The sequence below is a fragment of the Kitasatospora sp. NPDC023176 genome, assembly GCF_055560495.1.
This window is the reverse complement of record NZ_JBVHIP010000004.1, coordinates 362,552-385,631: the sequence shown is the minus strand read 5'-3', so window position 1 is coordinate 385,631 and position 23,080 is coordinate 362,552. Positions and strand designations below refer to the sequence as shown.

26 protein-coding genes, 1 tRNA gene and 2 rRNA genes are annotated in these 23,080 nt (G+C 72.8%); 21 read left to right on the top strand and 8 right to left on the bottom strand.

The features are described 5' to 3' along the window. From ACZ3YL_RS09635 to ACZ3YL_RS09610, 6 genes are all read left to right on the top strand, one after another. Nucleotides 1-93: ribosomal RNA gene (locus ACZ3YL_RS09635) — 23S ribosomal RNA — on the top strand; the annotation flags it as partial. A gap of 71 nt (nt 94-164) precedes the next feature. Then, a 5S ribosomal RNA gene (rrf, locus tag ACZ3YL_RS09630) occupies nt 165-281 on the top strand. Between the two features lie 262 nt (nt 282-543). Next, a complete protein-coding gene (locus ACZ3YL_RS09625) occupies nt 544-3,135 on the top strand; it encodes an ATP-binding protein (protein ID WP_465656451.1) in 2,592 nt (863 codons plus the stop codon). Nucleotides 3,136-3,254: 119 nt separating this feature from the next. Further along, nucleotides 3,255-3,935: a response regulator gene (locus ACZ3YL_RS09620; protein WP_033351413.1), complete on the top strand. Its 681-nt coding sequence runs from the start codon at nt 3,255-3,257 to the stop codon at nt 3,933-3,935. 84 nt (nt 3,936-4,019) lie between these two features. Next, a complete protein-coding gene (locus tag ACZ3YL_RS09615) occupies nt 4,020-4,427 on the top strand; it encodes an OB-fold nucleic acid binding domain-containing protein (protein WP_188305343.1) in 408 nt (135 codons plus the stop codon). A gap of 2 nt (nt 4,428-4,429) precedes the next feature. Then, the gene (locus ACZ3YL_RS09610; RefSeq protein ID WP_317621109.1) at nt 4,430-5,257 is read left to right on the top strand and encodes a DUF3159 domain-containing protein; all 828 of its coding nucleotides are present in this window, start codon (nt 4,430-4,432) and stop codon (nt 5,255-5,257) included. Nucleotides 5,258-5,371: 114 nt separating this feature from the next. On the opposite strand, the gene ACZ3YL_RS09605 is transcribed toward ACZ3YL_RS09610, so the two are convergent. After that, nucleotides 5,372-6,043: a potassium channel family protein gene (locus ACZ3YL_RS09605; protein ID WP_188305345.1), complete on the bottom strand. Its 672-nt coding sequence runs from the start codon at nt 6,041-6,043 to the stop codon at nt 5,372-5,374. Next, nucleotides 6,043-6,711, bottom strand: coding sequence for a potassium channel family protein (locus ACZ3YL_RS09600; protein WP_188305346.1), 669 nt, complete (start codon nt 6,709-6,711; stop codon nt 6,043-6,045). The genes ACZ3YL_RS09605 and ACZ3YL_RS09600 overlap by 1 nt, the downstream gene beginning before the upstream one ends. Before the next feature lie 241 nt (nt 6,712-6,952). Here ACZ3YL_RS09600 and ACZ3YL_RS09595 point away from each other — a divergent pair, with 241 nt between their 5' ends. Both ACZ3YL_RS09595 and ACZ3YL_RS09590 read left to right on the top strand, forming a co-directional pair. Beyond that, nucleotides 6,953-9,034, top strand: a complete 2,082-nt coding sequence (locus tag ACZ3YL_RS09595) for an APC family permease (RefSeq protein WP_188305347.1) — start codon at nt 6,953-6,955, stop codon at nt 9,032-9,034. 410 nt (nt 9,035-9,444) lie between these two features. After that, nucleotides 9,445-10,779, top strand: coding sequence for a class I SAM-dependent RNA methyltransferase (locus ACZ3YL_RS09590; protein ID WP_188305392.1), 1,335 nt, complete (start codon nt 9,445-9,447; stop codon nt 10,777-10,779). A 78-nt stretch (nt 10,780-10,857) separates the two neighbouring features. Here ACZ3YL_RS09590 and ACZ3YL_RS09585 read toward each other — a convergent pair whose 3' ends face one another. Further along, a complete protein-coding gene (locus ACZ3YL_RS09585) occupies nt 10,858-11,052 on the bottom strand; it encodes a hypothetical protein (RefSeq protein ID WP_188305348.1) in 195 nt (64 codons plus the stop codon). A gap of 333 nt (nt 11,053-11,385) precedes the next feature. Here ACZ3YL_RS09585 and ACZ3YL_RS09580 point away from each other — a divergent pair, with 333 nt between their 5' ends. Together ACZ3YL_RS09580 and ACZ3YL_RS09575 are read left to right on the top strand one after the other, a co-directional pair. Next, entirely contained in the window at nt 11,386-11,622 is a 237-nt protein-coding gene (locus ACZ3YL_RS09580; RefSeq protein ID WP_188305349.1) for a toxin-antitoxin system HicB family antitoxin, read from the top strand. Further along, entirely contained in the window at nt 11,619-12,047 is a 429-nt protein-coding gene (locus ACZ3YL_RS09575) for a fic family toxin-antitoxin system, toxin component (protein ID WP_188305350.1), read from the top strand. The genes ACZ3YL_RS09580 and ACZ3YL_RS09575 overlap by 4 nt, the downstream gene beginning before the upstream one ends. A gap of 67 nt (nt 12,048-12,114) precedes the next feature. Here the strand turns inward: ACZ3YL_RS09575 and ACZ3YL_RS09570 are convergent, their stop codons facing one another. After that, complete coding sequence (locus ACZ3YL_RS09570) at nt 12,115-13,062, bottom strand: GNAT family N-acetyltransferase (RefSeq protein ID WP_465656448.1); 948 nt, start codon at nt 13,060-13,062, stop codon at nt 12,115-12,117. A gap of 267 nt (nt 13,063-13,329) precedes the next feature. Here ACZ3YL_RS09570 and ACZ3YL_RS09565 point away from each other — a divergent pair, with 267 nt between their 5' ends. The 6 genes from ACZ3YL_RS09565 (at nt 13,330) to ACZ3YL_RS09540 (ending at nt 18,799) form a co-directional block, all read left to right on the top strand. Continuing rightward, the gene (locus tag ACZ3YL_RS09565; protein WP_465656446.1) at nt 13,330-14,265 is read left to right on the top strand and encodes an ATP-grasp domain-containing protein; all 936 of its coding nucleotides are present in this window, start codon (nt 13,330-13,332) and stop codon (nt 14,263-14,265) included. Beyond that, nucleotides 14,262-15,059 (top strand): ATP-grasp domain-containing protein, encoded by a 798-nt coding sequence (locus tag ACZ3YL_RS09560; RefSeq protein ID WP_465656444.1) that lies wholly within the window; start codon nt 14,262-14,264, stop codon nt 15,057-15,059. Before ACZ3YL_RS09565 ends, ACZ3YL_RS09560 begins: the two co-directional genes overlap by 4 nt. A 161-nt stretch (nt 15,060-15,220) precedes the next feature. Beyond that, complete coding sequence (locus tag ACZ3YL_RS09555; RefSeq protein WP_188305354.1) at nt 15,221-16,084, top strand: putative RNA methyltransferase; 864 nt, start codon at nt 15,221-15,223, stop codon at nt 16,082-16,084. Between the two features lie 107 nt (nt 16,085-16,191). Continuing rightward, nucleotides 16,192-17,637, top strand: a complete 1,446-nt coding sequence (locus ACZ3YL_RS09550) for an AAA family ATPase (RefSeq protein ID WP_465656442.1) — start codon at nt 16,192-16,194, stop codon at nt 17,635-17,637. After that, nucleotides 17,634-18,026, top strand: coding sequence for a nucleotide pyrophosphohydrolase (locus ACZ3YL_RS09545; RefSeq protein WP_465656440.1), 393 nt, complete (start codon nt 17,634-17,636; stop codon nt 18,024-18,026). The genes ACZ3YL_RS09550 and ACZ3YL_RS09545 overlap by 4 nt, the downstream gene beginning before the upstream one ends. A 167-nt stretch (nt 18,027-18,193) precedes the next feature. Next, on the top strand, nt 18,194-18,799 hold the full coding sequence (locus tag ACZ3YL_RS09540) for a DUF6099 family protein (RefSeq protein ID WP_465656439.1): 606 nt from the start codon (nt 18,194-18,196) through the stop codon (nt 18,797-18,799). On the opposite strand, the gene ACZ3YL_RS09535 is transcribed toward ACZ3YL_RS09540, so the two are convergent. Then, the gene (locus tag ACZ3YL_RS09535) at nt 18,745-18,981 is read right to left on the bottom strand and encodes a hypothetical protein (protein WP_465656437.1); all 237 of its coding nucleotides are present in this window, start codon (nt 18,979-18,981) and stop codon (nt 18,745-18,747) included. The two genes, ACZ3YL_RS09540 and ACZ3YL_RS09535, sit on opposite strands and share 55 nt — an antisense overlap. A gap of 321 nt (nt 18,982-19,302) precedes the next feature. On the opposite strand from ACZ3YL_RS09535, the gene ACZ3YL_RS09530 reads away from it, so the two are divergent. Further along, a tRNA-Ser gene (locus ACZ3YL_RS09530) sits at nt 19,303-19,423 on the top strand. Between the two features lie 431 nt (nt 19,424-19,854). After that, entirely contained in the window at nt 19,855-20,433 is a 579-nt protein-coding gene (locus tag ACZ3YL_RS09525; RefSeq protein ID WP_465656435.1) for a DUF5994 family protein, read from the top strand. Between the two features lie 39 nt (nt 20,434-20,472). Here ACZ3YL_RS09525 and ACZ3YL_RS09520 read toward each other — a convergent pair whose 3' ends face one another. Next, the gene (locus tag ACZ3YL_RS09520) at nt 20,473-20,724 is read right to left on the bottom strand and encodes a hypothetical protein (protein ID WP_465656433.1); all 252 of its coding nucleotides are present in this window, start codon (nt 20,722-20,724) and stop codon (nt 20,473-20,475) included. Between the two features lie 126 nt (nt 20,725-20,850). On the opposite strand from ACZ3YL_RS09520, the gene ACZ3YL_RS09515 reads away from it, so the two are divergent. From ACZ3YL_RS09515 to ACZ3YL_RS09505, 3 genes are all read left to right on the top strand, one after another. Beyond that, nucleotides 20,851-21,207, top strand: a complete 357-nt coding sequence (locus ACZ3YL_RS09515) for a PRC-barrel domain-containing protein (RefSeq protein WP_465656432.1) — start codon at nt 20,851-20,853, stop codon at nt 21,205-21,207. 30 nt (nt 21,208-21,237) lie between these two features. Beyond that, entirely contained in the window at nt 21,238-21,405 is a 168-nt protein-coding gene (locus ACZ3YL_RS09510; RefSeq protein ID WP_465656431.1) for a hypothetical protein, read from the top strand. A gap of 146 nt (nt 21,406-21,551) precedes the next feature. Beyond that, nucleotides 21,552-22,124: a DUF5994 family protein gene (locus ACZ3YL_RS09505; RefSeq protein WP_465656430.1), complete on the top strand. Its 573-nt coding sequence runs from the start codon at nt 21,552-21,554 to the stop codon at nt 22,122-22,124. A 70-nt stretch (nt 22,125-22,194) separates the two neighbouring features. On the opposite strand, the gene ACZ3YL_RS09500 is transcribed toward ACZ3YL_RS09505, so the two are convergent. Together ACZ3YL_RS09500 and ACZ3YL_RS09495 are read right to left on the bottom strand one after the other, a co-directional pair. Beyond that, the gene (locus ACZ3YL_RS09500; RefSeq protein ID WP_465656428.1) at nt 22,195-22,440 is read right to left on the bottom strand and encodes a hypothetical protein; all 246 of its coding nucleotides are present in this window, start codon (nt 22,438-22,440) and stop codon (nt 22,195-22,197) included. 55 nt (nt 22,441-22,495) lie between these two features. Then, the gene (locus ACZ3YL_RS09495) at nt 22,496-22,987 is read right to left on the bottom strand and encodes a DUF5994 family protein (protein WP_465656427.1); all 492 of its coding nucleotides are present in this window, start codon (nt 22,985-22,987) and stop codon (nt 22,496-22,498) included. Nucleotides 22,988-23,080: the final 93 nt, after the last annotated feature.

Here is a 23,080-nt window from a genome sequence, read left to right as displayed (position 1 = left end):
GGCTCCCAGTAGACGACTGGGTTGATAGGCCGGATATGGAAGCCCTGTGAGGGGTGGAGTTGACCGGTACTAATAGGCCGAGGGCTTGTCCTCAGTTGCTCGCGTCCACTGTGTTGTTCTGAAACAACGACCGCCCTGCCGGCGGGTCGACAGTTTCATAGTGTTTCGGTGGTCATAGCGTGAGGGAAACGCCCGGTTACATTCCGAACCCGGAAGCTAAGCCTCACAGCGCCGATGGTACTGCAGGGGGGACCCTGTGGGAGAGTAGGACGCCGCCGAACAATTCTTCAGAAAAGGCCCACCCGGGTTCCCGGGTGGGCCTTTTCGCGTTGTACCGGAAACCGGACGGAAGCCGGCGGAATTCGGTGGGCGGCTGCCGGGCGACCCCCGCCGAGTGGCTGGTCCTCCGTCAATATGCCGCTAAAACCGCCTGTTCAGTGCACTGATCAGTGGAATACCGCCGTTCACGCCGTAGTCTCGAAGGCGGGGGGAACAGGTGTCCGGGGGTGGCTCCCGGACGGAGCCGGATCAAGAATGGTGCTCATGGGACGAGGCAGGCTGCGCATCTACCTCGGGGCGGCCCCCGGGGTCGGCAAGACGTACGCCATGCTCGCCGAGGCACACCGGCGGCAGGAGCGTGGCACGGACGTCGTGGTGGCGTTCGTGGAGGACCACGGCCGGCGACGGACCGCGGACCTCGTCGCCGGGCTGGAGGTCGTGCTGCGGCAGCAGGTGGTGCACCGGGGTGCCCGGTTCTCCGAGATGGACCTGGACGCCGTCCTGGCGCGCCGCCCGCAGGTGGCGCTGGTGGACGAGCTGGCCCACACCAATGTGCCCGGCTGCCGCAACGAGAAGCGCTGGCAGGACGTCGAGGAACTGCTCGCGGCGGGGATCGACGTGATCTCCACCGTGAACGTCCAGCACCTGGAGTCGCTCGGGGACGCGGTCGAGGGCATCACCGGGGTGCGCCAGCGCGAGACCGTCCCGGACGAGGTGGTCCGCCGGGCGGACCAGATCGAGCTGGTGGACATGTCCCCGCAGGCGCTGCGGCGCCGGCTGGCGCACGGCAACGTCTACATGCCGGAGAAGATCGACGCCGCGCTCGCCAACTACTTCCGCCCGGGCAACCTGACCGCGCTGCGCGAACTGGCGCTGCTGTGGACCGCGGATCGGGTGGACGAGTACCTGCAGAAGTACCGCGCCGAACAGGGCATCGTCGGCACCTGGCAGGCCCGGGAGCGGATCGTGGTCGGCCTGACCGGCGGCCCGGAGGGGGCGACGCTGATCCGCCGGGCGGCCCGCATCGCGGCCCGCGTCTCCGGCGGCGAGCTGCTGGCCGTCCACATCTCCCGCTCGGACGGGCTCGCCGGCTCCGGCTCGCCGCAGACGCTGATCGAGCAGCGCGCCCTGGTGGAGAGCCTCGGCGGCTCCTTCCACAACGTCCTGGGCGACGACCCGGCCGAGGGGCTGCTGGAGTTCGCCCGCGGGGTGAACGCCACCCAGATCGTGCTGGGCACCAGCCGCCGGCCCGGCTGGCAGTACCTGTACGGGCCGGGCGTCGGCACCCTGGTCACCCAGAAGGCCGGGGACATCGACGTCCACATGGTCACCCACGAGCACGCCGGGCACGGGCGCCGCAGCAAGATACCCGTGCGGCGGATCACCGACCTGGGCCGGACCAGGACCATCGCCGGCTGGCTGATCGGGCTGGCCGGGCCACCGGTGCTGGCGCTGGTGCTGACCACCATCGGCGGGCTGGGCCTGTCCACCGACATGCTGCTGTTCCTGTCGCTGACGGTGTGCGCGGCGCTGGTCGGCGGGCTGCTGCCGTCGATCGGATCGGCGCTGGTCGGCTCCTCGGTGCTGAACTTCTACTTCACACCGCCGCTGCACACGTTCTCCATCAACGAGCCGCAGAACATCATGGCGGTGGCGATATTCACCGTCGTCGGCTGCTCGGTCGCCTCCGTGGTGGACCTGGCGGCCCGGCGCACCCACCAGGCGGCCCGCGCCCAGGCCGAGGCGCAGACGCTCAGCGCGCTGGCCGGCACGGTGCTGCGCGGCGCCCCGAACGGGGACGGGGTGCTGACCGCGCTGATGGAACAGGTCCGGGAGACCTTCGGCCAGGAGAGCGCCGCGCTGCTGGAACGCCCGGAGCCGACCGGCGGCTGGGTACCGGTCGCCACCGCCGGGCCGCACCCGCCGCAGCGGCCCGAGGAAGCCGACGTGGACGTCCCGGTCGGCGAGAGCCTGGCCCTGGTGCTGCGCGGCCGGGTGCTACCCGGCACCGACCGGCGGCTGCTGGGGGCGTTCGCCGCCCAGGCCGCCGTGGTGCTGGAGCGCCGCCGGCTGGCCCGGGAGGCCGCCGCGGCCCGCCGGGAGGCCGAGGGCAACCGGATCCGCACCGCCCTGCTGGCCGCCGTCTCGCACGACCTGCGCACCCCGCTGGCGGGCATCAAGGCCTCGGTGACCTCGCTGCGCTCGGCCGACGTCGAGTGGGACCCGGAGGACGAGGCCGAGCTGCTGGCCGGGATCGAGGCCGGCGCCGACCGGCTCGACCACCTGATCAACAACCTCCTCGACATGAGCCGGCTGCAGACCGGCACCGTCACCCCGCTGATCCAGGAGACCGACCTGGACGAGGTGGTGCCGTACGCGCTCGGCGGGGTGCCGCCGGAGGCCGTCCGGCTGGAGGTGCCGGAGACGCTGCCGATGATCCGGGCCGACGGCGGGCTGCTGGAGCGCTCGCTGGCCAACCTCGTCGAGAACGCCGTCAAGTACAGCCCGGACGGCGTCAAGGTGCTGGTCAAGGCCGACGCCCTGCAGCCGCCGGGCGGGCCCGGCCGGGTCGAGCTGCGGATCGTGGACCGCGGCCCGGGCGTGCCCGAGGACGCCAAGGAGCGGATCTTCGCGCCGTTCCAGCGCTACGGGGACGCGCCGCGCGGCGCCGGGGTCGGCCTCGGGCTCGCGGTGGCGCGAGGGTTCGTCGAGGCGATGGACGGTACCGTCACCGCCGAGGACACCCCCGGCGGAGGCCTCACCATGGTCGTCACCCTGCCCGCCGCCGAACGGCCGCCCGAACCGGACGGGCCGGGCGGCGAGGGCCACGATCCGCTCTCGGAACTGATCACGTGAGTTCCGGCTGATCGCGGGAGGCCCGCCGGCCCGGGCCGCCGTCGCCCGGCGGCCCACGTCGTACGAACAGCCAAGACACAGTCCGTAAGATCCGACAGCCTGAAAGGCGGAGCCCGTAAATGACCCGGGTCCTCGTCGTGGACGACGAGCCGCAGATCGTCCGCGCACTGGTGATCAACCTCAAGGCCCGCAAGTACGAGGTGGACGCGGCCCATGACGGGGCGAGCGCGCTGGAACTGGCCGCCGCACGCCATCCGGACGTGGTCGTCCTCGACCTGGGCCTGCCCGACATGGACGGCGTCGAGGTGATCCGCGGCCTGCGCGGCTGGACCAGGGTGCCGATCATCGTGCTGTCGGCCCGGCACGCCTCCGACGAGAAGGTCGAGGCCCTGGACGCAGGCGCCGACGACTACGTGACCAAGCCCTTCGGCATGGACGAGCTGCTCGCCCGGATGCGCGCCGCCGTGCGCCGGGCCGAGCCGGTCGCCGGGGAGGACGACTCGCTGGTCGTCACCGAGAGCTTCACCGTCGACCTCGCCGCCAAGAAGGTCAACCGGGACGGCACCGACGTACGCCTCACGCCCACCGAATGGCACCTGCTGGAGGTCCTGGTCCGCAACGCCGGCCGGCTGGTCAGCCAGACCCAGCTGCTCCAGGAGGTGTGGGGCCCGGCCTACCGCACCGAGACCAACTACCTGCGGGTCTACCTCGCCCAGCTGCGTCGCAAGCTGGAGCGCGACCCTTCGCACCCGCGCCACTTCATCACCGAACCGGGGATGGGCTACCGCTTCGAGAGCTGAGCAGGGGTCCGAAGACCCGCTCGCACGGGCCCCGGCGACCGCGACGCCTGCCGCCGGGGCCCCGGAACCCGGTACCCTGCCGACATGAGTGGTGACAACAGCAGCGGCCGGCCGCAGGGGCGGTTGCGCCGCATGCTCAGCCGGCTGACCACCTCGGCCGAGGAACTGGACGCCGAGGACCTGCGCCAGGAGAGCGCCGCCGAGTCGGGCTGCACGCCGATCGCCGGCTGCGCCGACCGGCAGCTGGTCACCGTCGCGGGCACGCTGCGCACGGTGACGCTCCGCCCACGGGCCGGGGTGCCGGCCCTGGAGGCCGAGCTCTTCGACGGCACCGAGGCACTGGAGGTCGTCTGGCTGGGCCGCCGCTCGATCGCGGGCATAGAGCCGGGCCGCCGGCTCGTCGCCAGCGGCCGGATCAGTCACGCACGCGGGCGCCGCGTGCTGTTCAACCCCCGCTACGAACTGCGTCCGGTCGGACACGGGAGCGAATGAGCGTGAGCAATCACCCCGGCGGCGACGCCGCCGCCCGGATCGACCTGGACGCCACCGAGGTGGCGGCCTGGCAGGACGCCGCCGCCGCGGAGGCGGTGGACGGACTGGCCCGGTCGGTCGAGGGCACCGGGCCGGCCGCCGAGCGGCCCCTCGACCCGGCGGCCGCCGAAGCCGCCCGGCAGGCCGCCTCCAAGGAGGCCGCCGACACCGTCCTGCAGGCCTTCGGCGGCGTGCGCGGCATGATCGACATGACGCTGCCCGGCCTGGTCTTCATCGTCACCTACAACGTCACCCACCAGGTCAGCGCCGCCGCCTGGGCCGCGCTCGGCCTGAGCGCCCTGTTCGTGGTGGCCCGGCTGGTTCGGCGGGAGACCATCCAGCACGCCTTCAGCGGGGTGTTCGGCGTCGCCCTCGGCGCCTGGATCGCGATGAAGAGCGGCAAGGCCGAGGACTTCTACCTGCCCGGCCTGCTCTGGAGCGTCGGCTACTGCGTCGCCATGGCGGTCTCCGCCCTGGTGCGCTGGCCGATGATCGGGGTGATGCTCGGCCCGATCACCGGCGAGATGTTCACCTGGCGCAAGGAGAACCCGGGCCGCCTCGCCGCCTACACCAAGGCGACCTGGGCCTGGGTGGTGATCATGGGCCTCAAGCCGGTGATCCTCTTCCCGCTGTACTTCACCCACAACGTCAACCTGCTCGGCTGGCTGAAGGTGGCCCTCGGCATCCCGCCGCTGCTGCTGGCGATGTACGTCACCTGGCAGATCCTGCTGAAGGCGCCGCCGCCGATCAAGGCACCGCTGGACGACGAGGAGGACGAGCCGGCCAAGTAGCCGCTCCCCCCGATACGCGCCCGATACGCGCCCGGTATGCGCCCGGTACGGCCGAGGGCCCGCACCCCCCTTTCTGTGGGGGTGCGGGCCCTCGGCCGTACGCGCGTGCTGGTCCTACTGGGCGCCGGAGGTGGCCGACAGCAGCTGCTCCAGCTCCTCCTCGCGCTCCTGCGCCGCGACGAAGAGCAGCTCGTCGCCGCCCTCCAGGGTGTCGTCCTTGCTCGGCACCAGCACCCGGCCCTCGCGGATGATGCTCACCAGGGCGGTGTCCGGCGGCCAGGTGACGTCGCCGACCCGGGTGCCGACCAGCTCGGCCTCGCCGGCCAGGGTCAGCTCGACCAGGTTGGCGTTGCCCTGGCTGAAGCGCATCAGGCGGACCAGGTCGCCGACGCTGACCGCCTCCTCGACCAGGGCGGACATCAGACGCGGGGTGGACACGGCCACGTCCACGCCCCAGGACTCGTTGAAGAGCCACTCGTTCTTCGGGTTGTTCACCCGGGCGACCACCCGGGGCACCGCGTACTCGGTCTTGGCGAGCAGCGAGACGACCAGGTTGACCTTGTCGTCGCCGGTCGCGGCGATCACCACGTGGCAGCGCTGCAGCGCCGCCTCGTCCAGCGAGGTGATCTCACAGGCGTCGGCCAGCAGCCACTCCGCCATGGGCACCCGCTCCACCGAGATGGAGTTGGGGTTCTTGTCGATCAGCAGGACCTCGTGACCGTTCTCCAGCAGCTCGCCCGCGATCGAGCGGCCCACGGCACCGGCCCCGGCAATGGCGACCCGCATCAGTGACCCTCCTCCTTCGGCCCCTGCGCGAACGCGGCCTCGACCGCCGTCAGGTCGGTCCGGCGCAGCATCACGTGCACCAGGTCGCCCTCCTGCACCACCATCTGCGGCGAGGGGAGGACCCCCTCGCCAAGCCGGGTCACGAACGACACCCGGGCGCCGGAGGCCTCCTCCAGGCGGCTGATCCGCTGACCGACCCAGTTCGGGTGGTACGCGACCTCGGCCAGCTGCACGCTGCCGCTCGGGTCCTGCCACAGCGGCTCGGCGCCGCTCGGCAGCAGCCGGCGCAGCATCTGGTCGGCGGTCCAGCGGACCGTCGCCACGGTCGGGATGCCCAGGCGCTGGTACACCTCGGCGCGGCGCGGGTCGTAGATCCGGGCCGCGACGTTCTCGACGCCGAAGGTCTCCCGGGCGACCCGGGCCGCGATGATGTTGGAGTTGTCACCGCTGGAGACGGCGGCGAACGCCCCGGCCTCCTCGATGCCCGCCTCGCGCAGGGTGTCCTGGTCGAAGCCGACCCCGGTCACCCGGCGCCCGTTGAACCCGGCGCCCAGGCGACGGAACGCGGTCGGGTCCTGGTCGACCACGGCCACCGAGTGGCCCTGTTTCTCCAGGGCTCTCGCGAGGGCCGAGCCCACGCGGCCGCAGCCCATGATGACGATGTGCACCGGCGCTACCTCACCCGTCCCGAAGGGGCCTTGACCTGCGCAAACACCGTTCATCTCCCTTTCCCGCCCGGGTCTGCCGGGACGAGGGTTCTCGTGGGGCATCGGCCGGACTCCGCTCGACAACCAGAGTGTTGCCCACCGACTCGTATCCGACACGCTAGCCGGTCCACCGAACACAGTCGCGACGAAGGGGGGGATAAACGGCGCAAGCCCAGCCGGGAAACCCCTACGATTCCTTAACGTGCCTATGCCGACTGACCTTCCGAAACGCCTCCTGATCGGCCGCGCCCTGCGCAGCGACAAGCTCGGAGAGACCCTTCTTCCCAAGCGGATCGCGCTGCCGGTCTTCGCCTCGGACGCGCTCTCCTCGGTCGCGTACGCCCCCGAGGAGATCCTGCTCACGCTCTCCGTCGCGGGAGTCTCGGCGATCCACTTCTCCTGGCAGATCGGCGTCGTGGTGGCGATCGTGATGCTCGCCGTCGTCGCCTCCTACCGGCAGAACGTGCACGCCTACCCCAGCGGCGGCGGTGACTACGAGGTGGCGACCGTCAACCACGGTCCGGCCGCCGGGCTGGTGGTCGCCGCGGCCCTGATGGTCGACTACGTGCTGACCGTCGCCGTCTCCACCACCTCGGGCGTGGCCAACGTGGTCTCCGCCGTCCCGGCGCTGCGCGGCCACGAGACGATCGTCTCGGTGGTCGTGGTCGTGGTGCTGATGGGCATGAACCTGCGCGGAGTGCGCGAATCCGGCAGCGCCTTCGCCGTCCCCACCTACGCCTTCATGATCGGCGTGATCGGGATGGTCGGCTACGGAGTCCTCCGGCACTTCGTGCTCGGGCAGTCCATGCCCGCCGAGAGCTCCGGCTTCCACCTCGCCGCCACCCCCGGCAACGAATCGCTGTCCGGTTTCGCGATGGTGTTCCTGCTGCTGAAGTCCTTCTCCTCCGGCTGCGCCGCGCTCACCGGCGTGGAGGCGATCTCCAACGGCGTGCCCGCCTTCCGCAAGCCGAAGAGCAAGAACGCGGCCACCACGCTGCTGATGATGGCGAGCGTCGCCGTGGTGATGTTCATGGGCATCATCTGGCTGGCCCGGCTGACCGGCGTGCAGATGGCCGAGAACCCGGCCGAGCAGCTCGTCGGCTCCGGCTCCGGCTACCACCAGAAGACCGCGCTGGCCCAGATCAGCGAGGCCGTCTTCAGCAACTTCACGCCCGGCTTCTACTTCGTCGCCGCCGTCACCGGCCTGATCCTGGTGCTCGCCGCCAACACCGCCTTCAACGGCTTCCCGGTGCTCGGCTCGATCCTCGCCCAGGACCGCTACCTGCCCCGCCAGCTGCACACCCGCGGCGACCGGCTGGCCTTCTCCAACGGCATCATCCTGCTGGCGATCGCCGCCATCCTGCTGGTCATCGCCTTCGACGCGGACCCCAACCGGCTGATCCAGCTCTACATCGTCGGCGTCTTCGTCTCCTTCAACATGAGCCAGTCCGGCATGATCCGGCACTGGACCCGGCTGCTGCGCACCGAGACCGACCCGGCGAAGCGGCGCCACATGCAGCGCAGCCGGGCGATCAACGGCTTCGGCCTGGTGATGACCATGGCCGTGCTGATCGTCGTCCTGGTCACCAAGATCGGCCACGCCTGGATCGCGATAGCCGCGATGGTCGTGCTGTTCGTGATGATGAAGGGCATCCGCCGTCACTACGACCGGGTCTCCGCGGAGCTCACCGCCGCCGAGGAACCGGACGACGTGGTGCTGCCGACCCGGGTGCACGCCATCGTGCTGGTCTCCAAGCTGCACAAGCCGGCGCTGCGCGCCCTCGCCTACGCCAGGCTGGCCCACGCCCAGACCCTGGAGGCGATCACCGTCAACGTCGACCCGGCCGACACCGCGGCGCTGCGGCGGGAGTGGGACGAGCGCGGCATCGAGGTGCCGCTCAAGGTGCTGGACTCGCCGTACCGCGAGATCACCGGGCCGGTCCTGGACTACGTGAAGAACCTGCGGCGCAGCAGCCCGCGTGACGCGGTCGCCGTCTACATCCCCGAGTACGTGGTCGGCCACTGGTACGAGCACCTGCTGCACAACCAGAGCGCGCTGCGGCTCAAGGGGCGGCTGCTGTTCAAGCCCGGTGTGATGGTCACCTCGGTGCCCTGGCAGCTGGAGTCCTCGGAACGGCGCAGGCCACAGAAGGCCTGGTCGGCGCCGGGATCCGTCCGCCGTGGCGAGCCGCGGGCGCCGAAGGCCGTAAAGTCGAAGGATTCCGACCGTGCCGGTTCGACCACCGGTGCCACCTCCGACCGCAGCAAGGGATCCTCCCAGTGACGCGCAACACTCCGCCCCGCTCCTCGGGCTCCTCCGGCGCCTCCGGCAAGGGCAAGGGCGCCCGTCGGGGCGGTTCCCAGCCCGGGCAGGTGTCCCGGCCGCGCTGGGGCAAGCCGCACCGGCCGGAGGCCACCGACCGTGAAGGACTGACCGCGCGCACGGCGCCGGTCGTGCCGGCGGAGGTCCGTCCGGAGGCTCCGGTGGAGAAGCCCGCTCGGGACGGCAAGGCCGTTCGGGACGGCAAGGCCGTTCGGGACGGGAAGCCGGCCCGGGGCGAGAAGGCCGTTCGCAGTGAGAAGCCCGCCCGGGACGGGAAGCCCGCCCGGGACGGCAAGGGGGCCGACTCGGCTGGCCGGAAGACGCCGCGCAAGCAGGCGGTGCGGCCGCCGAAGGCGCTGCGCGGCCAGGCCGTGCGGGCGTCGCGGCCGGAGACGCCGTCCGGGGACCCGCTGGTCGGGGAGCGCTACGAGGTCGAGATCGGCCCGGTCGCGCACGGCGGCGGGCACTGCGTGGCCCGGCACGAGGGCCGGGTGCTGTTCGTCCGGCACGCGCTGCCCGGCGAGAAGGTGGTCGCGCTGGTGACCGAGGGCACCACCACCTCGCGCTTCCTGCGCGCGGACGCGGTGGAGGTGCTGGAGCCCGCCAAGGACCGGATCGAGGCGCCCTGCCCGTTCGCCGGGCCGGGCAAGTGCGGTGGCTGCGACTGGCAGCACGTCACCCCGGGCGGGCAGCGCAAGCTCAAGGGGGCGGTGCTGACCGAGCAGCTGGCGAAGCTGGCCGGGCTGACCCCGGCCGAGGCGGGCTGGGACGGCAGCGTCGAGCCGGTCGGCGGCAAGCTGCCGGCCGGGCAGGTGCCGGCCTGGCGCACCCGGGTGCAGTACACGGTGGACGCGGAGAGCGGGAAGGTCGGGCTGCGCAAGCACCGCTCGCACGACGTGCAGGTGATCGACCGCTGCCTGATCGCCGCCGAGGGCGTCACCGAGCTGGGCATCGAGTCCCGCGACTGGCCGGGCGTGGCGAGCGTCGAGGCGGTCGCCGCGAGCGGCTCCTCGGACCGCCAGGTCGTCCTGACCCCGCGCGACGGCGCCCAGCTGCCGCTGGTCGAGCTGGACAAGCCGGTGTCGATCGCGCGGGTGGACGACCAGGGCGACGTGCACAAGGTGCACGGGCGCGGCTTCGTGCGCGAGCGGGCGGCCGGGCGGACCTGGCGGGTCAGCAACGGCGGCTTCTGGCAGATCCACCCGGAGGCGCCGGACACCCTGGTCGACGCGGTGCTGGACGGCCTCGACCCGCAGTGGGGCGAGAACGCGCTCGACCTGTACTGCGGGGTCGGCCTGTTCGCCGGCGCGCTCGCCGACCGGGTCGGCGAGGACGGCGCGGTGCTCGGCATCGAGTCCGCCAAGCAGGCCGTGGTCGACGCCCGGCACAACCTGGCCGCGCTGGACAACGTGCGGATCGAGTGCGACCGGGTCGAGACGCTGCTGCCGCGCACCGGAATCACCGCCACCGACCTGATCGTCCTGGACCCGCCCCGCTCGGGCGCCGGGCGCGAGACCGTCGCCCACCTGGTCGGCCTGGAGGCGCGCCGGATCGCGTACGTGGCCTGCGACCCGGCGGCGCTCGCCCGAGACCTGAAGTTCTTCGCCGAGGGCGGCTACCGGCCGGTCTCGCTGCGGGCCTTCGACCTGTTCCCGATGACCCACCACTTCGAGTGCGTGGCGATCCTGGAGCCCGCCGGGAACTGACCCGCGACGACGCCGAGGAGGCGGCCCCCGTTCACGACGGGGTGCCGCCTCCTCGGCGTTTCTCGCGGGGTGCGGTGGCTACCCGTTGTGCTCCTCCTCGTCGGCGCTGTGCGGAAGGTCGATGCCGTGCTGGGCGGCGAGCCTCAGCAGCGAGGCGACCCGGCCCTCGTACGCCTGGACGCCGTCGGCGTCTCCTTCGGCCCGGGCCGCCGCGAGGTCCCGTCGGGCCTGGGCGAGCTGCTCTCGCAGCTCCTGGTCGAACATGGCTGTCATTGCCGGCCTCCACAAAAACCGGTCGGTGCCGCTCGGGGAACGCTCAGGAGAGTTCAGATTCCCGGATGGTTAGGGACTCTTCAAGTCAGGTCCGGTCGAGTTCAGGGTAGGTCCGGATGGGTTCAGGGTAGGTCGGGTCAGGGGCTGCGCGGAGGTGGGGCGATGGTGGGACGGGGTCGGTGACGGGCTCGGGGACGTGGCCGGGGACGGGGTCGGTGACGCGGTCGGGGACGTGGTCGGTGACGGAGAGGTTGCGTGGGGGCGTGCGGCAGGTGTGCGGGCGATGTGCGTGCGCCCTTGTTGTGCTAGCGCTTCGGCGCTAGCTTGAACGGTATGGGCAAGAAGCAGCTGAACGTCCGAGTGGACGCCACGACCGCGGAGATGGCCCGGGAACGGGCGGAACAACAGGGGATCAGCATGAACCAGTACATCGAACGCCTGGTCCAGCAGGACATGGGTGAATCGGGACGGGCCTTCATCGACGCCGCCGCGCAGTTCATGAAGGAGTACGAGAGCGCGTTCCTCGCCGAGTTCGGGGAGTCGGGCGAGCTCCAGGACGTGCGCCGTTGAAGCTGGAGGTCGACCTCTCGTGGCTGCTCATGACCGCCGAGCAGTACACGCCCGGTGACCCGCAGGTCACCGACTACGGTTCGCTGCTCGCGGCCGTCACCCGGCACCAGGCCGAGATCTTCGACATCTCCGTCTACCCCGAACCCCAGGACCGCGCGGCCGCGCTGATGCACCAGCTCATCCGGGTGCCCGCCCTGGAGAAGACCAACGAACTCTTCGCGACCGCCGTCGCCTACGCCTACCTCGTCGCCAGCGGCTGCACCGTCGCCACCACCGCCCGCGAGGTGCGCAGCCTCTCCCGGGCCATCCGGGAGGGGAGGCTGGGGGTGTCCGGGGTCGCCGAGCGGCTGGCGGCCTGGGTGGTCGACGAGGCCGAGGGGGAGGGTGTCACCGGGGCGGAGGACGAGGACGAGGACGACGACTGAGCGCCGTCCTCGTCCGGGAGCCGGTTCTGCGCTCCGGAGCCGGTCCTACGCTTCGGGGGCCCCGGTCCTACGCTTCGGCGTTCGGGTCCTCGGGGCTCGCGTCGGCGCTTGCGGCGGCGTTCGGGGCGGCGTCCGGGGCGGTGTCCGGAGTGGCGCCCGGGGTGGGGGGCTCCGCGATGAGGGCCGTCGCGAACGGGCGGAAGCCGGCCCGGCGGTAGATCCGGGCGACGTCCTCGTCGGCGGCGGACAGGAACACCGTCCGTACGCCGTTGGCGCGGGCGTGCGCCACCAGGGCCGCGGTGACCGCCAGGCCCAGCCCGCGCCGCCGGGCGCAGGGCAGCGTCCCGACGCCGACCACCTCGGTGACCGCGCCCACCGGGTTGTGCTGGCCCGCGCACAGCACCTCGTCGCCGTCCAGCGCGGCGGCCAGCGCGGAGACGCCGTCGGTGATCCGCCGGGCGATCCGGGCCACCCCGCCACCTGCCGTCAACTCGGCTTTGCTGGCGGCCAGTTCGGCTGCTCCGGCGCTGCCGGTGGCGGTTCCCGGGTTGCCGAAGGCCACGTGCGGGACGGCGACCGCGTCGGCCAGCTCGGGGGCGTCCGCGGTCAGCACCCGGACCTCCACCCGCTCCGGGAGGGCCGGCGCCGGGGCCGCCTCGTCCTGCGGGCCGAGCACCAGCAGCGGGTGCTCGTGCACCGTCAGGCCGGCCGCCTCCACCGCCGCGCGCAGCTCCGGGTTCTGCTCCGCCACCCACTCGAAGGCCTCCGGCACGCCCAGCTCCCGCTGCCGCTCCAGCACCCGGCGGACATCCTCGGCGGTGGCGGCCGGTCCGTCATGGCCGGGGGTGGGGCGGGCGTAGTAGTGCCAGCCGGTGCTGCCGCTGCGGACGAACAGGGTCAGCGGGCCGAAGTCCTCGGCGGTGGCGGCGCTGCGCGGCACGGCGTCGTAGTAGCGCTCGATCCCGGTGAGCACGGATCGGTCCGGAGCATGATCAGCTGAAGTCACGGCGTGCATCCAAGCAGCGGAGCCGGTGGGGCGCCACCGCTTTTGCGCGGGCGCCCGTCCGGGCACCGAGCGGGCGCCCGGCTGCCCGTGTCGCGAGGGCGGTCCGGTCGCCGGTGTCATGACGTCCGCCCGGCCGTCGGCGTTCGATTGTTGCCGAACGCTTACCGGCTCGCGGCGATCTTGTGCGTATACGCCGGGCATGCTGAGGCCTTCACAGCTCTGCCGAGGGGGACGGCGGACGTCCGCACTCGGCGAGGCAAGGGGGAAGTCAGGCCCATGAGGCTCTGCTTTCTGGTGGAGGAGCACTACCGGCGGGACGGCATGCCGCTGGACGTGGCGCGTCAACTCACCGCGTGGGGGCACCGGGTGGACGTGCTGCGCCCCGGCGACTCGCTGATGGCGATCTCCGAGGCGGTGCGGGCCGGCAGCCACGACGCCTGGGTGCTCAAGACCGTCTCCGGCGGCCCCGGACTCACCCTGCTGGAGGCCGCCGCCGCCGTGGGCCTCACCACCGTCAACGACGTCCGCTCCATCCGCGGTGTCCGGGACAAGGCGCTGGCCTCGGTGATCGCCCGCACCCGCGGCCTGCCCGTCCCGGTCACCTACGCCGCCGCCCGCTGGGAACGCCTCGCCGAGATCCCGGCCGCCGAGTACCCACTGGTCGTCAAACCGGCGGACGGCAGCTCCGGACGCGGCGTGCGGCTGGTGGCCGGGCCCGACGACCTGATCGGACTCGGACCCGAACTCGCCGGCGAGGGACTGCTGATCGCGCAGCCGTACGTGCCCAACGGCGGGACGGACCTCAAGGTGTACTGCGTCGACGGGGAGCTCTTCGCGACCGAACGGGAGTCCCCGCTGCACCCCGGGCAGGGCGTGCGCGAGCGGCCGGTGCCGCTGCCGGGGAGCGTCGCGCGGATCGCGGCGCAGGTGGGAGAGGTGTTCGGGCTGGACCTGTACGGGGTCGACGTGCTGCTCGGGCCGGACGGGCCGGTGGTGGTGGACGTCAACGACTTCCCGAGCTTCCGGCAGGTGCCGGACGCGGTGGCGAAGGTCGCCCGGGCGGTGCTGCGGCTCGCCCGCAGCGGCACGGCGGTGTCGGTGCCCGCACTGGTGGCGGCCGGCGGCGACGACGAGTACGACCGGCTCGGCCTGGTGGACGGCGGCGACGACGAGTACGACCGGCTCGGCCTGGTGGATGGTGGGTTGCGGTGAGGGTCGGGCTGATCACGGGAGACCCCGGGCACCCGGTGCTCGCGGCCGCGGCCGAGCTGCTGGTGCGGCGGGGATGCCGGGTGGAGGCCGTCCCTCCCGGGGGTGCCGTCGCCGGTGAGCCGGCCGATGTCTACCTGCTCAAGGCGCGTACTCCGCAGAATCTCGCGCTGGCACGGGAGTTGGAGCGGCGCGGGGCGGTCGTGGTCAACTCGGCCGCGGCGACGGAGCTTTGCCAGGACCGGGTGCGGATGGCGGAGCTCGCCCGGGGCGCCGGACTGCCCTTCGCGGCCACGGTCGCGGCCGGGCCGCTGGCCGAACTCGGCTCTCCGGCCTACCCGTTCGTGGTGAAGAGTCGGCACAGTCGGCGGCACGACCTGGTCGCGCTGGTCGACCGTCCGGCCCGGCTGCGGGAACTCGCCGAACGCTGGCCGCGGGAGGAGGTCATCACCCAGCCGTACCTCCCGGGCAACGGCTGGGACCAGAAGCTGTGGGTGGTCGACGGGCGGGTGTTCGCGGCCCGGCGGCGTTCCGAACTCTCCACTGCGGACGTCGAGTCGGGGGCAGCGGGGGAGTGGGAGCCGTCCGAGCGGCGGGCCGCGCTCGCGCTGCGGGTGGGGGAGGTGTTCGGGCTGGAGGTCTACGGGGTCGACCTGTTGGACGGGGCTGCCGAACCGGTGATCGTGGACGTCAACGCCTTCCCCGGGGTGCGCGGGCGGCCCGGTGCGCCCGAGGCGCTCGCCGGACTCGCGCTGCGGGTGGCGGGGGAGCGGGGGCGCTCTGCGGGGTCGGCGTAGGGCGGTGCGGGGTGGGACGGGGCCGGGCGGGGTGCGGTGCGGGCGCGGGTGTGGGTGCGGCTCGGCGCCGGGGCGGCTGGGGAGGCCGTCGGCGGGCGCGGGTGGTTAGGCTGGCTGGCGCCCCGGCCGGTCGGGGCCGAACGGCGAGAGAAGACGGAACGTTGCTGCAGGACATCGAGCCCTACCTGGCCTGCCCCCACTGCGCGCAGGACCTCACCCGGCACGAGCGCAGCCTGCGCTGCCCCGCCGGGCACAGCTTCGACCTCGCCAAGCAGGGCTACGTCAGCCTCCTCGCCGGCGACGCCCACACCGGCACCGGCGACACCGCCGAGATGGTCGCCGCCCGCTCCGACTTCCTCACCGCCGGCCACTACCGGCCGATCGCCGACGCCCTCGCCGAGGCGGCCGAGACCGTCGGCGGAACGGACGGCCCGGGCGGGTCGGACGGGCCGGACGGCCTGGTCGCGGACCTCGGCGCCGGCACCGGCCACTACCTGGCGCACGTCCTGGACGCCCTGCCCGGCCGGGTCGGCGCCGCCCTCGACATCTCCAAGTACGCGCTGCGCCGCGCCGCCAAGGCCCACCCCCGGATCGGCGCCGTGGTCTGCGACGCCTGGCGCCCGCTGCCGCTGCGCGAGGCCTCCGCCGACCTGATGCTCAACGTCTTCGCCCCGCGCAACGGCCCCGAGATCCGCCGGGTGCTGCGCCCCGGCGGCACCCTGCTGCTGGTCTCGCCCACCGCCCGCCACCTGCGCGAACTCGTCGCCGCCCTCGGCCTGCTGTCGGTGGACGAGGAGAAGCAGCGCCGGATCGACGAGAAGCTCGGCCCGTACCTGACGCCGGTCGACCGGCGCTCCGTCGAGTTCACCCTGCGGCTCTCCGCGCAGGACGTCCGGACCGTCGTCGGCATGGGGCCGAGCGCCTGGCACACCGACCCCGACCGGCTCGCGTCCGCCCTCGCGGACCTGCCGGAGCCGGTCGAGGTGACCGCCTCGGTGACGGTGGCCGCGTACCGGAGGCCGTAGGGCGGCGGAGTGCGTAGGTCAGCGGTGTGCGGCAGGTCCACCACGTTGGGATGAATCTGCCGTGCAGGCACGTTTCGCCCGGCCGGGCTGCGGCTAACGTCCGACGGGTGAACCGCGACGCCGCCGCCCCCACCGGGCCGGCCCAACTGCGCCCGGGCGCCCCGGAGCCCGACCGGGCGCCCGTGCCACGCCCCACCGTCGAGGAGCTGCGGCTCACCGCCTTCAAGTCCTACCGGCGGGCCGCCCTGCCGCTCGCGCCGCTCACCGTGCTGCACGGGCCGGCCGGGGTGGGCAAGTCCAACGCCCTCGACGCGCTGGCCGTACTGTCCCGGCTCGCCCTCGGCGAGGAGATCGCCGGCTCCCTGGACGGATTGCCCGACCGCACCGGCCCGCTCGCCACCCCCGTGCGCGGCGGCCTGGCCGGCTGCGTGCCGCATGGACGGGACACCGTCATCCTCGGCTGCACCGTCCGCTCGCCTCGCGGCCGGATCCGGCTCGACCTGGTGATCCGCACCGACGGGACGGTCCGCATCGCCCGGGAGTCGCTCAGCCTCGACGGCCGCACCCTGGTGGACACCGGCGAACAGGACGTACGGAACGGGCGCGTCAACGTGTGCTGGCACAACGACACCCGACAGGGGGACATCCGGGCGCCCTTCCCCAGCGGCACCATGATCACCGCCCAGCTGCCGCTGCGGGTCGCCGGCTCCTCCACCGGCGAGCGGCTCGTCCTGGCCGCCACCGAGGACCTGCTCACCGCGCTGCGCGAGGTCTTCCCGCTGCACCCCGTCCCGGCGCTGATGCGCGGCTGGGCCAAGGCCGACCCACGGGCCCGGCTGCGCAGCAACGCCGCCAACATCTCCGCCGTGATCAACCGGCTCGCCCACGAATGCCCGCGCCGGTACGGACAACTGCTGCGAGCCGTCCAGGCGGCCGCGCCGCACCCGCTGCTCGGACTCACCCTCGCCGAGCGGGAGAGCGGGACGGGGCGGCGGGTGCTCGCCGTCTTCGACGAGGGCGTGCTGGGGCGCACCGGGGCCGACCAGGCCTCCGACGGCATGCTGCGCCACCTCGCCTTCGCGGCGGTGCTGCTGACCGGGGCGGGGGTGCTCGACCTCGACGTGGCCGCCGAGGTGCCGTGGGCGCACCGGCAGCTCACCGTGCTCGCCGAGGACCTCGGGGCCGGGCTCGCCACCGAACAGACCGCCTCGCTGCTGCGGCTCGCGCGGGACATGGCGGGGCGCAACCAGCTGCGGGTGGTGGCCGCGCTGCAGGAGCCGGGGGCGGCGCGGGAGGCGTTCGGGGCGGGGGACGCGCGGTCGGGCGACGGGCGGTCGGGGGAGGTGGCGCTGGTGGAGTGTCGGCGGGATCCGGCGACGGGGCTGACGGTGCTGCGGCCGGAGGCGGCCCGGGTGCCGGTCCAGTGCGGGCGCGGGGAGGAGGGCCCGGCGGTTGCCGGGGACCCGCCGGCCGCCGGGGGCTCGTCGGTTGCCGACGGTGGGGGAGCCTGGGCGGTGGCCGGGGGAGCGGATGCGGTAGACCTGGGGGCGTGAACGAGCGAGTGACGAGCGAGCGAGTGACGGGGGCGGGGAAGCCGACCCTGGAGGAGCTGCGGCAGCGGCTGGTGGAGTTCGCGGCTGCCCGGCGGTGGGAGCCGTACCACACGCCGAAGAACCTGGCGGCGGCGCTGAGCGTGGAGGCCGGGGAGCTGCTGGAGATCTTCCAGTGGCTCACACCCGAGCAGGCGGCCGCGGTGATGTCGGATCCGGAGCGGGCCCACCGGGTGCGCGACGAGGTCGCGGACGTGCTGGCGTACCTGCTGCAGTTCTGCACGGCGGTCGGGGTGGACCCGCTGGAGGCGCTTGCCGCCAAGATCGAGCGCAACGAGCACCGCTTCCCGGTGCCGGGTACAGCGGCCGACGTCAACCCGGACGTGGACTGATCACCCTTGTGAGGGACGGAAGTTATCCACACCCCCGGGTTTTCCACAGCTTTCGACATGGCGGATGCAGCCCACCCCACCCTCCCCGCACGCTCTCCCCGTGACCACTCGACCGCCCCGGCGGCGAGTCCGGTCGACGGCGACGAGGAGCGGAAGGAGCGGGGGCCATGGAGGCGCTGCGACTGATCAAGACGGCCCGGCATGCCCTGGCCGAGGCCAGGCACGTACCGGATGTGCTGGCCGAGGCGCGGCAGGCCGCGCTGCTCACCGAGGCGGTGGGCGCGCGGCTGGCGGAGTCCGAGGACGACGACCTGACGGGGCTCGGCCGGCAGCTCTCCGAGGCGGGGGCGCACGCGACGGTCTGCCTGGGCAGGTCCGTCGCCACCGATGCCCCGGTGCGCGCGGGGCGGGCCGGTCCGTTCGCCGAACTCGGCGAGCTGGCGCCGGTGTTGGAGGCATTGGAGGAACTGTTGGGGGAGGTCGGGGAGACGCTCGTGGTGTTGGCCTGCGGAGCCGATACCGAGAGCCTCTACTGGACGTGCATCGACGGCGTCGACGCGGTGTCGGAATGCCGGGACGTGACCGCGCGGCTGCGCGAGGAGGCCGACCGGGGTGGCGGGGCGGAGTCCGAACGGGCCGGTCACGGAGCGCCGTTGCTGGTGGTCCGGCTCGACCCGCCGGGCGCGGGCGGGTCGAGGGGGAAGGAGTGGGCGCCGGACTACCGGGTGCCCGGCGCGGCCGGAGCGTCGGAGGTGTCGGTGTCGGCCGGGTAGGCGGCGGCCGGGCCGACGTCCTGGGTGTTGGACTGGAGCGCGGCGAGGTCCGCGGTCACCGAGGCGAGCAGTTCCTGCATCTGCTCAAGCAGGGTCTTGGGGGTCGCGGGTCCGGCCGAGTCGCCGGTGGCCGAGCCGGTCGGGCTGCTCGGGAACGGCGGCGTGGCAGAGGGTTCGGACATGACAGGGACCTCTTCGGATCGGTGGTGCGATGTGCCGCACCGACCAACGAACCGTTCCTGCGGCCGGTCACCGCGCACCACCCGATGCGGTCCAACTCCGGTACGCCGTAAGCCTCTCGGGTGAGCCGGGGTTGCCGCTGCAACACGGTCTCGGCTAGAGCGCGGATTGACGAGGGCGGGGGAGGGGGCGGGAGGGGGAGGGGGGAGGGGCGGCCCCCAGAGAATCGAAGAGAAACAAGGATGGGCCCCGGCGCCGTGCGGTCGCGGCGCCGGGCCCGGGAAGGCACCATCAGCCCACGACCGCGGGCATAGTGGTGCGCCGGGTGAGTAGTGGCAACCCGCACTGTTCCAAGGCTCCGTATGGGATGCCCCGGCCGATGCCCGCACGCTTGGAAAGCGTGTTGGGGGCAACCCCTCACGAGTTCGAATCTCGTATCCTCCGCTTTCACGAAGGCCCCGATCGCTCAGCGGTCGGGGCCTTCGCCGTTCCGTGGTTGCGATTGCGGCGGCCCACCGGACCGGTGGGAGGTCCGCAGGAGAACGCGACAGTACCGGCGCCAAGGCCAGAAGATCCGCGAGGGCGGCCGGGTCGTCAACGTCCACTGCCTCGTCGTCGGCGTCGACAACGAGGGCCGACGCGAGGTCCTGAGCCACGGGTACGTCGGATCGACAAATTCGCCGCTTCGGGGTGTCCGCCCGATGTGCCGGGCGCCAGATCGGCCACCGCGACCGTGCGGGTCTCGGTCGAACCGGGAGTAGCCTGGAGATCACCGAAGGCACTTCGCATGCCGGTACCGGATATTGGCGTCGTCTGCGGCGAACGACAATGCCGGACCCGGCCTCTCGGCCGGGCCCGGGGACAGGTCTTTGATCATGACGACGACCCTCGATCGTGCGACGACGCCCGCCGCCACGGATTCCCCGGCACGGCTCTCCCTTACCCCCAGTGGCGTGCGGCCGGGCCGTCTGGACGGAGCCTGGTGGCCGCGCTCGCGCGATCTTCTTCTCGAACTCCCCGCCCTGGCCGCCGAGATCGACGAGCGGTGGGGCCGGATCACCCGGATCACCGTGAACCCCGCGCAGTGGCCCGTCATCCCCCGGCGGATCCCGGTCGCGGGTCACACCGTCCACGCGGGCTGGTTCACCATCGAACAGGACCAGCACATGATCATGGTCTGTTCCTATGCCCCCCGCCGGCTGAGCCTGCTGTTGGTCCCGCCCCAGACGGATGCCGTCGAGGCCGCCCGGCTGATGGCCGAGGCCGCCGATCCCGCGAACACCAGGACCGCGAGCGAGCTGCTCGCCGCGGAGCCGAGCACCGGTGCGACCGGGCCGGACGTCGGTTCCGATTTCCTGCCGTCGGCCGTCACACCCTCCACCGGGCTTGGCGAGGCCGACCGGCGAGCCGATCTCGCCCGGAGCCGGGCCGCCTCCTGGCCGGCATCCGCGTAGGGGGTCGGCGGGAGCCGCCCGGGCCGGGGCCGGACTGTCTCACTCGCGTGACCACTCGGTCTCGGCCTGGGGTTCGCCGTCGGCACCGGTCCCTTCCCAGAGTCGGACCCTGACCGCCCTGGGGCCCGGCGCGGGCCGGGACAGGGTGCGGACGAACACGTCCCGGAGGTGGTTGGCCGCCCGCTGCGGCGGACCGTCGTACTCCAGCGGATTCGGCATCGTCGTGTCGTCCTGCCGGGACCAGCGGCCGTCGTCGCCCTGGATCTCCAGAATCCACCGGTAACGCCGCATCGTGCCCTCCTGTGACCACGCTCCTGCCCTGACACGACCGTACGAGGCGGGCGGGCGGAGGGCGACCGGGGAGGTCGGCCGGCGGCTCCGGTGCCACGATGGAACCAGGAGCGGAGGAGGTGGCCGATGTTCGAGGCAGGGGACATCCGGGAGTGGCGCGGCCACGACGTGGTCGACGCCGACGGGCACAAGATCGGCACGCTGGAGGCCGTCTACGTGGACACCGCGACCGATCAGCCGTCATTCGCGATGGCCACGGTCGGCCTGCCCACCCGCCGCCATCTGGTGTTCGTCCCGCTGTCCGACGCGACGGTAGGTCCCGGGTACCTGAAGGTCCCCCTGCCCAAGAACCAGGTGAAACACGCTCCGGCCATCGACACCGACGGCGAACTCCCCGCCGAGGACGAGGCAGCGGTCTTCGCCCACTACGGACTGGACAAAGCCCCAGGCACGGGCGGGGAGCGCCGCCTGGCCCGCCGCTAGGAGCCCTCTGGACCATGAAGGAGGCCGACAATGGCACTGGTGCTGTTGCTCGTCATCGTGGCGATCGTGCTCGGACTGGTCGGTGTCGTCGCCGAGGGCCTGAAGTACCTGCTGTTCATCGGCATCGCCGTACTGATCGTCGCGCTGATAATCTCCGCCGTCCGGTTCCGGCGCGGGGGCCGGTCCGTGAACCGCTGAGTACCGTACCGGGTCCGGGCCGGACCGGGAGTAGCCTGGACATCACCGAAGGCACCCCGCATGCCGGCACCGGACACTGGCGTCGTCTCCGGCGAACGGCAATCCCGGACTTGGCACCGGCCAGGTTCGGAGATGGGTCCTTGGTCATGACTGTGATCGACGGCGCGACGCTTGCGACTCCCGAGCCCGCCCTGCGGTTCTCCCTGGCACCGGACGGCACGCGAGCCGGACGGCTGGACGGGGCCTGGTGGCCCCGATCGAACGACCTTCCTCTCGAACTCCCCGCCCTGGCCGCCGAACTGGACACGCGGTGGGGTCGGGTCGCCAGAATCACCGTGAACCCCGCCCAGTGGTTGACCGTCCCCCGACGGATCCCGGTCGCGGGCCACACCGTCCACGTGGGCTGGTTCACCGCCGTGCAGGACCGGCACACGATCTCGGTCCGCTCGCACCTTCCCCACTGGCTGACCCTACTGGTCGTCCCGCCGCGGACGGGAGCCGCCGCAGCCGCCCGGCTGATGGCCGAGGCCGCCGATCCCGCGAACACCAGGACCGCGAGCGAACTGCTCGCCGACGAGCCGTCCGCGAAGGTGCCCGACCGGCGGGGGATCGTCTGGCCGGTACGCGACCCCTCGGTCTCGGCCTGGGGCTCCGCCCGGTGGGGCGGGCCATCGTCCTCGCCCAGGCGCTCCGACAGGCCTCCGACCGACCACTGGTGACGCCGATCACCGGTGACGCCGCCTCCCGATCTTTCGCTTCCCCGCGCTCCCGCGCCCCCGGCGATCGCCGTCAGTACTCGGAGCCGCTTCGCAGGTAGGTGCCTGCGACCTGGAGCCAAGCTCCGGGGCTGAAGCACGCCTCGATCCGGTGCGGGGTGTCCTCGAAGACCCGCAGGACACGAAGCGCCCCGGTTGGGTGCAGGTCGTACTCGAAGGTGACGCCGTCCGCGCCATCCTCGTACTGCAGGTCCAGCGGCCCACTCGACGGCTCCGCCGGCGACCGGGCCTCGGCCGAGAGTTTCACGTAGACGGACATCTGCACGTCCCGCCTTTCCTGCCTGACCGGCGTGACCGCTTCACGAGCCTGCCCGTCAGGACGTTTCGGCCGGGGGGCCTGAGCTGACGCCGGTGTCGATGAGGATCTGCCGTGCCGAGTCGCTGCCACCGGCCCTGACCGCACGTGCCATGGAGGCCAGGGCCGCCTCCTGGCTCGCGTGCGGGGGGACGACGAGCAGGCTGAAGTGGTCACGGTCGCCCCGTGTGATGATCACCGTGTCGTCACCGACCGGGTAGCGGTCGATGTGCACCGACCGGCCGTCGACCATCAGGCTGGCCGGGACGTCGTCCCAGGCGCCCGCGTCCAGACCGACGCTCACGATGGGGCCGAGATGCCCGGTCAACGCGTGGACCAGGTCGGGAAGTTCGGTGCTGATGTCCCGTGAACGCGGCCACCACGCACCGTCGAGCACGCCTTCGCGTGACCGGGTGGTCTCCAGGCGCAACGCTACAGTCCCCGGTTTCGCGGCCTGCCGGAACCGCTCCGGCAGAAACCCGTAGCGGGAAGCACTGGCTTCGTCCGACATAGCTCGCCACCCGTCCGCCCTGGGAGACCGGGCACGCCGGGTGCGGGCCGGGCCTCGCGGGGAGCGACACCTCGGGCCGCTCCGATATCCCAC